Here is an 8,857-nt window from a genome sequence, read left to right as displayed (position 1 = left end):
TCCCAGGCGACCCTGGTCACCTCGGCCGCGAACGATGACAGCTGGTCGACCATGGTGTTGATGGTGTGCGCGAGACCGGCGACCTCACCGCGGGCGTCGACGGTGATCTGCCGCGTGAGGTCGCCGCGCGCCACCGCGGCCGCCACCTCGGCGATACTGCGGACCTGGGTGGTGAGGTTGCCGGCCATGACGTTCACCGAGTCGGTGAGATCCCGCCACACTCCGGACACGCCCTTGACCTGGGCCTGGCCGCCCAGTTTGCCCTCGGTACCGACCTCCTTGGCCACCCGCGTGACCTCGTCCGCGAATGCCGAGAGCTGGTCGACCATCGTGTTCACGGTCGACTTCAGTTCGTAGATCTCCCCCCGGGCATCCACAGTGATCTTCTGGGACAGATCGCCCTGTGCCACCGCGGTCGTCACCTGGGCGATGTTGCGGACCTGGCTGGTCAGGTTCCCCGCCATCGAGTTCACCGACTCGGTGAGATCCCGCCACACCCCGGACACGCCCTTGACCCGCGCCTGGCCGCCCAGGTTGCCCTCGGTACCGACCTCGCGGGCGACCCGGGTGACCTCGTCGGCGAAGGACGAGAGCTGGTCCACCATGGTGTTCACCGTCGTACCGATCCGCAGGAACTCACCCCGCACCGGCTGACCGGCGATCTCCAGCGCCATGTGCTGCGAAAGGTCACCCTCCGCGACCGCCGCGATGACCCGCGCGACCTCGTGCGTCGGACGCGCAAGGTCATCGATGAGGGAGTTGACCGCCTGGTTCGACATCGCCCAACCGCCCTCGAAGCCGAGATCGGCCATGCGCTCGGTCAACCGGCCGTCCCGCCGGATCACCTTGCTCACCCGTTCCAGCTCGAGCGCGTGCCGCTGCTGGACACCGGCCAGCTCGTCGAAACGCTGTGCCAGCGGTGCGCCACGGCCGGCCCGTTCTCCCAGCCGGACCGAGAAGTCACCCTCGCACAACGCGGTGAGAGCATCGAGCAAATCGCTGAAGAGGTGGTCGTCCACGGGCGCGGTTTCCGACACCATCGTCATGATGAAGCCCTCCAAACCCGCGTCCGCGGGAATCACTCACGTCTGGTCAACCACGGGAACGGTCCGGCAGCCGTTCATCGGGTATCCGGTGCTACTCGCCGCCAGTATCCGCCAAAGTCCGCTGGGTGGATATCGGCGGATCCCCATGCGCATGCCCGGTACCCGATTGCCTGACCGACACGTCCCGACATCGCGCGGCCTTGGGCACAGCCAATCCCCCAGAGCTGGACAACACAGGAGACACTGACCGGCATGCCTCCCGTGCCCGGAGATGAGGGGCTCCGCCGCACCCTCACACTTCCGCCGGCCACCGACTCGCCACGGTCGGCCCGGCGGTTCATAGTGGACGCGCTGCACGGCCGTGTCGACCCTGACCTCATCGACACCGTTCTGCTGCTCGTGACCGAACTGGTGACCAACGTCGTCATGCACGCCGGCACCGACGCGACGGTCGACCTCCGGTACGACGCCACCGAACTCGCCATCACGGTCAGCGACCGCCATCCCACGACGCTGGGTGGCGTGTCGACCGCTGCCGGCTCCGACTGGCTGGCGACGCCCGACGAGGCCACCGGCGGCGGGCAGGCCAGGAAGATCGACAGTCTGCGGGAGAACGGTCGCGGCCTCGCGCTGGTGGACGCCCTCGCCACCGCCTGGGGGACCGAACACGACCGGACCGGTAAAAAGGTGTGGTTCCGGCTCGACCTTCCCGTCGAGGGCGCTGGTCGCCGCGGCGACCGCCTCGAGGCCCCCGGGCGCCCACCGCGGCGGCCAGCGGCGGACCTCCAGCGGCCGGCACGGCTGCTCGCCCCCGGCCTCGCCGCCACGCTGTCGGCCGAGGATGAGGTCCGCGAACTGCTGACCCAGCTCATAGACGCGCTGCCGAGGGCCACCGCCGGCCTGGTCCGGCGGGCCGGCCAGGCCAAGAACACCGCGGAGGTGGTGGCGGTCGTCGGCCCGACCGGCGCGGAACGGGACGCCCGCCGGCTCCCGCTCGAATCCCGGGATGGAATCGTCGGGGATCTCCTGCTGTGGTCACGGCCGCGGCCCCTGGCCACCGGCCCCGGCGATGGCCCCGGGGACGGGTCCGGGGATGGCAGCGAGGACGGCAGCGAGGACGGCAGCGAGGACGGCGTCGACGAGCGGATCGCCATGGTCACCCGTTGGATGGCGTTGACGCTCGGCGGCGCCAACCTGCGCCGTGCCGAGGAGCGCCGCATCGGCATGCTTTCCTTTCTCGCCGAGGCGTCGGATCTGCTCGCTGGCAGTCTCGACACCGAACGCAGCCTGGCCCTGCTTGCGCGCCTACCAGTGCCGAGGCTGGCCCGCTGGTGCGCGGTGTACCTGCTGCGGGAGGACGGCGCGGTCAAGCTCGCCGCGGTCGGGCACGTTGACGAGGCCGAGGCCGCGGACCTGTCGGACTGGGCCGGCGACCCGGTCGGGCCACTCGCCGCCCAGGTACGGGCGACGCTTGGCGACACGGTGCGCATCGCCACGATCAATGGCGCGCCGACGGTGATCACCGCGATGCGGGCCCGCCGCCGGGTGCTCGGCGTTGTCGCTCTCGGCCGGGCCATGGGCAACAGCTTCGCGGCCGACGAGATCGAGCTGTTCGCGGACCTCGCCCGCCGCGCGGCCTTCGCCGTCGACAACGCCCGGCTGTTCCGCCAGCAGGTGGAGGTTGCCGGCGCGCTGCAGGCCGGGCTGCTGCCACCACGGCTGCCCAGCATCGACGGGATCGAGCTCGGCTCGTCCTATCGCGCGGCCCGCGCCGGGCTGGAGGTCGGCGGTGACTTCTTCGACCTCGTCCCGAACCCGGACGGCGGATGGACGATCATCATCGGTGACGTCTGCGGCAAGGGCGCGGAGGCCGCCAACGTGACCGGGGTCGCGCGGGCCGTCCTGCGGCTGCTGGTGGGACAGCGCAACAATCTTCCCGACATCATGATGGATCTCAACCGTGCACTGCGGGACGCCGGCCACCCGGGCCCGACCGGCCAGGGACGCTTCTGCACGCTCGCCGCGGCCGAGCTGCGGCCGCCGGGCGAGCTCACAACCGCCTGCCTGGAAGACGGCACGGCTACCAGCGCGGCAGCCCCCACGGTGACGGAACGGGTGGTCTCGATCTGCATGGCCGGGCACCCACTGCCTGTTGTCGTACGCGCGGACGGGACGGCCCTGTTCGTCGCGGAGCCGGGAACGCTGCTCGGGGTGCTCGATGACGACGACGTGGCTTTCCCCCAGGCACGGGTGGCGCTGACGGCCGGGGACGCGCTGGTCCTCTACACCGACGGGGTGGTCGAGGCCCGTCGCGGTCAGGAGCTGTTCGGCGACGAGCGGCTGCTGACGGCCGTGCGCGGCTGCGTGGGCATGTCCGCCCAGGGGATAGCCGACCAGGTGCGGGCAGCCGCCGAACGGTTCGCGGGTGGGCGGCTGCGAGACGATGTCGCGGTCGTGGTGGCCCGCATCCCGGGATAACCATCCGCGAACGATCGACGACGCCGGGACGACACGCGACTGGCGGTCAACGTTGATCAGTGACGAGAAGGGGAAATGTAGCTACGCTGCGTCATACATGACCAGCCGTCATCGACCGGTAGGCAGGGAAAGGCCCGAAAGCGCTTGGAATCGTCCACCTGCGGGTAGACGTACAGAGATAACATCGCCCAAATTTGATGATCTATCGGAACAAACGGGGGTAAACGGACATGGTGGCCCACGTGTCGTCGTTTCGGCCCTCGGCCACGCACCTGCTGGTCGAGCTTCCCCACGTATCCAGCGCGGTTCCGCAGGCCCGTCGCGTGCTGCGCGAGCAGCTCACCGCCACCAACCTGCCCGAAGATGCGGTGGGCACCGCGGAACTTCTGGTCAGCGAACTGGTCACGAACGCGGTGAAGTACGGCGAGCCACCCGTGTGGCTGCTGATCGAACTGCGGCCGGGCCTCGTGCACGCGTCCGTGTCGGATACATCCGTCCTGTTGCCGCACCGTCAGCAGGTGGACCTCGGCAGTGAGGGCGGGCGTGGCCTGCTCGTCCTGGACGCTCTCGCGGGCAGCTGGGGCGCGGTGGCGGTCGACTCCGGCAAGTATCTCTGGTTCGACCTGCCCGTCGAGCTGTGACCATGGCACGCGACCACGGCTCGTGCCATACGCTGTCCGCGCCAGCGGGCACCTTTGTGACCTCGGCGTGCACCATGCCGACAGCCGTTTGGCGAGCTACAACCCCTGTGCGGCCGGTGACTCCGGCGGTGACGGTGAGGGCGGACGATGCGTTTCCATGAGAACCTTGCCGCGGCGGTCGGCGACACCCCGCTGGTCAGGCTGAACGCGGTCACCGAGGGCATCGCCGCGCCCGTGCTCGGCAAGTTGGAGTATCTGAATCCAGGCGGCTCCGTGAAGGACCGGATAGCGCTGGCCATGGTGACCGCCGCGGAGAAAGCGGGGCAGCTCCGGCCAGGCGGGACGATCGTCGAACCGACCAGCGGAAACACCGGGGCCGGTCTGGCGGTCATTGCCGCCATCCGTGGTTACCGCTGCGTGTTCACGATGCCCGACAAGATCAGCGAAGAGAAACAGGCGGTCCTGCGCGCCTATGGCGCCCAAGTGCTGGTCTGCCCGACCGCGGTCGCCCCGGACGATCCCCGCTCCTACTACTCGGTCGCGCGCCGGATGGTCGCGCAGACCCCCGGCGCCTGGAGCCCGGACCAGTACTCCAACCCCCACAACCCGGCCGCGCACCACGCCACCACCGGTCCGGAGATCTGGGCGGCAACGGACGGGCGCATCACCCACTTCGTCGCCGGGATCGGTACCGGCGGGACGATCAGCGGAACCGGCGGGTACCTCAAGGAAGTCAGCTCCGGGCGGGTGCAGGTGGTGGGCGCGGACCCGGAAGGGTCGGTGTACTCCGGCGGCAGCGGCCGCCCGTACCTGGTCGAGGGGGTCGGCGAGGACATCTGGCCGGCGACCTACGACAGGGCGGTGGTCGACCGGGTGGAGGCGGTCAGCGACCGTGACTCGTTCCTGATGACCAGGGAGCTGGCCCGTCGTGAGGGCATCCTGGCCGGTGGTTCGTGCGGGCTCGCGGTCGTCGCCGCGCTGCGGGTCGCCCGGAAGCTGGACGCCGGTGATTGCGTCGTGGTGCTGCTGCCGGACTCCGGCCGGGGGTACCTGTCGAAGGTGTTCAACGATGAGTGGATGTATGACTTCGGCTTTCTCGACCGGCCGTCGGACGAGCCGACCGTCGCCGAGGTGCTGGTCCGCAAGGCGTCCGACGCCAGCGGACCACCTGACCTGGTGCACGTACACCCTGATGAGACCGTAGGCGCGGCCATCTCCTACCTGCGCGAGTACAACGTGTCCCAGCTGCCGGTGGTCAGGCAGGAACCGCCGTTGCGCTCGGCCGAGGTAGCCGGCGCCGTCATCGAACGGGAGCTGCTCGACGCCGTGTTCGCCGACCGCTCCGCCGTCGACGCCCCGGTCGCCGACCACATGTCACCCCCGCTGCCCACGGTCGGTGCCGGCGAGCCGCTGTCGGTGCTGGTCACCATCCTGGGCGCCACCGCCGCCGCGCTCGTCCTCGAGGACGGCAACCCGGTCGGCATCCTCACCCGGTCTGACCTGCTCAGCTTCCTGGCGGCCGGATGAGCCGCCCGGACCGCCCAGATGCCCCGCGTGCCCCGGGCGGACAGGCTCCGGGCGGCTGGACCGGCGCGGGGTTCGAGACGGCCGCGATCCACGCGGGTCAGGATCCGGACGCGGCCACCGGCGCGGTAGTCGTTCCCATCCACCCGGCTTCGACGTTCGCGCAGGATGCCGTCGGCGTCCCGCGTGGGGCGTACGAGTACGCCCGGTCGGGTAACCCGACCCGGGCCGCGCTGGAGACCTGCCTGGCCGCGTTGGAAACAGGCTCGGTGGGCCTCGCGTTCGCCTCGGGGCTGGCCGCGGAGGACGCGCTGCTGCGCACCGTCTGCCGACCGGGCGACCACGTGGTCATCCCGGCGGATGCCTACGGCGGCACCTACCGGCTGTTCGCGAAGGTGTTCGCCGAGTGGGGCGTGGAGTACACGCCCGTGCCGCTCGGCGACCCGGATGCCGTGCGGGCGGCCCTGCGCCCGGGTCGAACGCGACTGCTGTGGTGCGAGACCCCCACGAACCCGCTGCTCAGCGTCGCGGACATCGCGGTGCTCGCCAACCTGATCCATGCTGTCGGCGGCCTGCTCGCGGTCGACAACACCTTCGCCACCCCGTACCTCCAGCAGCCGCTGGCGCTCGGCGCCGACGTGTCGGTCCACTCGACCACGAAGTACCTCGGCGGGCACAGCGACGTGGTCGGTGGTGCCGTGGTCGTCGCCGATCCGGCGCTGGGCGAACGGCTGCGGTTCACCCAGAACGCCACCGGCGCGGTGGCCGGGCCGTTCGACGCCTGGCTGGTGCTGCGCGGGGCGAAGACCCTCGCGGTCCGGATGGACCGGCACTGCGCGAACGCCCGCCACATCGCCGCGTGGCTGGCGGCGCATCCGGCGGTGGCCACCGTGTACTACCCGGGCCTGCCGGATGATCGTGGGCACAAGGTGGCGGCCAGCCAGATGCGCGACTTCGGCGGGATGGTCTCGTTCGCCCCGCGCGGCGGTGCGGAGGCTGCGGTCGAGGTGTGCCGGCGGACGCGGGTGTTCACCCTCGCCGAGTCCCTCGGCGGGGTCGAGTCGCTGATCGAGCATCCCGGGCGGATGACGCACGCCTCGGCCGCGGGCTCGCCGCTGGAGGTGCCCGCGGACCTCGTCCGCCTCTCGGTCGGCATCGAGTCCATTGGAGATCTTGTCGACGACCTCGCCCAAGCCCTCGCCGCCGTCACCTGACAGCGGCCGGCCGGCCGATGATCAGACCGCCCTGCCCGTTACCGCAGAACACCGGCTCGGGCCGCGTTGATGACCACCCGAAGCTGGTCGGCGTCCGCGGGAACCTCGGCCGCGCCGTCCCAGGACCAGCGCAGCGCGGTGACGTCCTCGCCCCGGAGGTAGATCCGCCGGCCCTCGTCCCCGACATACCAGGTGATGGCGGCGACCTGGGTCGGATGCGGGGTGAGCAGCGTGACGGCTTCGTTCCAGGGCACCTCGGCACAGCGCCGCCGCAGCTGGTCCACGGCATTGTCATGGTCGAACGCGCACTCGCCGACCCAGGCTCCGGCGGCCAGCCGCATGGTGCCGGGGCCTCGGTCGATACCAACCCGCTCGGTACCGAGACGGTGCAGGGCGAGCTCGAACCGGAACGCCTCGCGCACCCACTCCTCCCGGTTGCCGCACATCCACGTGTCCCGCAGATAGGCGGCGAAGGCGAGTACGGACAGCTCCGGCGCGGGAAAGTAGCTTCCCGGTAACGACCCACGGCGCTGCCACTGCTGGCTGCCCAGGAAGGCCTGCATCCCGGGTGTGCCCTCGGCCGCGTAGAAGGCGAAGAAGGTCACCGGGAAGGCGTCGAGCAGGTCGGGGCCGATCCGTCCACGCCGGCGGCACACGTCCCGGACGAACCCGCCGGAGCGGACGCACGCCCCGAGCAGGTCCGCTTCGTCCGCGGGCAGCGCCGCGAGGATGCCCGGGTGCCGTCCAGCCGGGGCGTACAGCGCCTCCCAGGTGGCTTCCATCAACCGCGGGTAGTCAACCGACATCGTTCAGCAGGCTCCCGAAGTGGCGTCCCAGGACGGCCCGGCTGGCTCCCCGGGCAGCCAGCCGGGCAGCCAGCGGGGCAGTGCCGACGCCAGCTGGCAGATCGTGTGCACCAGCTCCGCCCGGGGCATCAGCTCACACTCGGCCATGAGCGCACGCAGGTTCCTCGCCCTCGGCACCAGCCGCGCGGCCAGCTCCCAGACCCCCGGCGAGACCGGGACGGTGTGGAAGTCCTCGAAAACCCGTTCCCCGCCCGGCAGTATTCGTTCGACCAGGCCGGCAAGGCGAATTTCGACGACCCGCTCCCAGCAGAAACTGTCGTCCGCCGGTTGCTCGAGCGGACGGCCCTGCTGGCGGCGCAGCCCGTAGAGGTGACCAACGTCGATTGTGACCAGAGCACCGCTCCGCTCGACGATATCGGCCAGCAACTCGAGAATATCGGCGTTGCCCACGACGAACGGGTAGGGCGCATTCCCGATCGCAATCGGCCGGTCAATCACATCCTGGGCCTGGCGAACCCGTGACACGCACCAGTCGACGGCTTCGGGTACCAGCGGCATCGGCAGCAGATTATTGATCAGCGCTTCACCGCCGCGCACCCACATCGCCAGATCCGTGGTCACCCACGCGACGTCCAGCTCGTGCGCACGCCGGCGCAGCGCCCGCAGGACGGAGGTGTCCAGCGGCTCCGTACCGGCGAGGTCGAGGTCCATGGGATGCAGGGTCAGCGCCAGCCCCCGGCCACCGAGCAGCTCCCGCGCATACTGGGCGAGGTCGGCCTGATCGGACAGAATTCCCAGGCTGTAGTAGCGGACAGGGGCGGCCGACCCGGCGGCGACCACGGCCGCGAGCCTCGCCGCCACGTCGTCGGCCACCATCGCGGCAAGATCTAACTCAGTGCTGGCCTCACAGCTGAACTCGACGCCCCGCGGCGCGGATCCGCCCCCCAGCGCCCGTGCCACCGCATCATCGGCGGGGGTGTCGCGGGCGGGGGTGTCGCGCAGGATCGCCATCGGGGCCTCCACATCGGAACGGCGTCCCCCTCGGAACGGCGTCGCCCACATCGCTGCCACCCGCGGGCACAGTTACAGTCCAGACGAACTCGAATGGATTGAGGCTAAGACCCCATACACGGTCATGACAAGACCCG

Annotated in this window: 7 protein-coding genes; 4 read left to right on the top strand and 3 right to left on the bottom strand. The window is 70.6% G+C overall.

Annotation, left to right across the window (positions count from 1 at the left end; genetic code table 11):
- Positions 1 to 1,046, bottom strand: a 1,046-nt coding sequence (locus MJ783_RS19505) for a HAMP domain-containing protein (protein ID WP_239312393.1), incomplete at its 3' end; no start/stop codon positions are given.
- Between the two features lie 252 nt (positions 1,047 to 1,298).
- Here MJ783_RS19505 and MJ783_RS19500 point away from each other — a divergent pair.
- The 4 genes from MJ783_RS19500 (at position 1,299) to MJ783_RS19485 (ending at position 6,903) form a co-directional block, all read left to right on the top strand.
- Complete coding sequence (locus MJ783_RS19500) at positions 1,299 to 3,524, top strand: SpoIIE family protein phosphatase (RefSeq protein WP_239312391.1); 2,226 nt, start codon at positions 1,299 to 1,301, stop codon at positions 3,522 to 3,524.
- Between the two features lie 230 nt (positions 3,525 to 3,754).
- Positions 3,755 to 4,165, top strand: coding sequence for an ATP-binding protein (locus MJ783_RS19495; protein ID WP_239312389.1), 411 nt, complete (start codon positions 3,755 to 3,757; stop codon positions 4,163 to 4,165).
- 147 nt (positions 4,166 to 4,312) lie between these two features.
- Positions 4,313 to 5,692 carry a cystathionine beta-synthase gene (locus MJ783_RS19490; protein ID WP_239312387.1) on the top strand — a complete coding sequence of 460 codons (1,380 nt, stop codon included), beginning with the start codon at positions 4,313 to 4,315 and terminating at the stop codon, positions 5,690 to 5,692.
- On the top strand, positions 5,689 to 6,903 hold the full coding sequence (locus tag MJ783_RS19485) for a cystathionine gamma-synthase (RefSeq protein ID WP_239312385.1): 1,215 nt from the start codon (positions 5,689 to 5,691) through the stop codon (positions 6,901 to 6,903). The genes MJ783_RS19490 and MJ783_RS19485 overlap by 4 nt, the downstream gene beginning before the upstream one ends.
- A 38-nt stretch (positions 6,904 to 6,941) precedes the next feature.
- Here MJ783_RS19485 and MJ783_RS19480 read toward each other — a convergent pair whose 3' ends face one another.
- Positions 6,942 to 7,709, bottom strand: coding sequence for a hypothetical protein (locus MJ783_RS19480; RefSeq protein WP_239312383.1), 768 nt, complete (start codon positions 7,707 to 7,709; stop codon positions 6,942 to 6,944).
- A gap of 3 nt (positions 7,710 to 7,712) precedes the next feature.
- On the bottom strand, positions 7,713 to 8,720 hold the full coding sequence (locus tag MJ783_RS19475) for a DUF692 family multinuclear iron-containing protein (protein ID WP_239312381.1): 1,008 nt from the start codon (positions 8,718 to 8,720) through the stop codon (positions 7,713 to 7,715).
- Positions 8,721 to 8,857: the final 137 nt, after the last annotated feature.

The sequence above is a fragment of the Protofrankia sp. Cj3 genome, from assembly GCF_917627355.1.
Taxonomy (GTDB): Bacteria; Actinomycetota; Actinomycetes; order Frankiales; family Frankiaceae; genus Protofrankia.
This window is presented reverse-complemented; position numbering and strand designations above follow the sequence as displayed.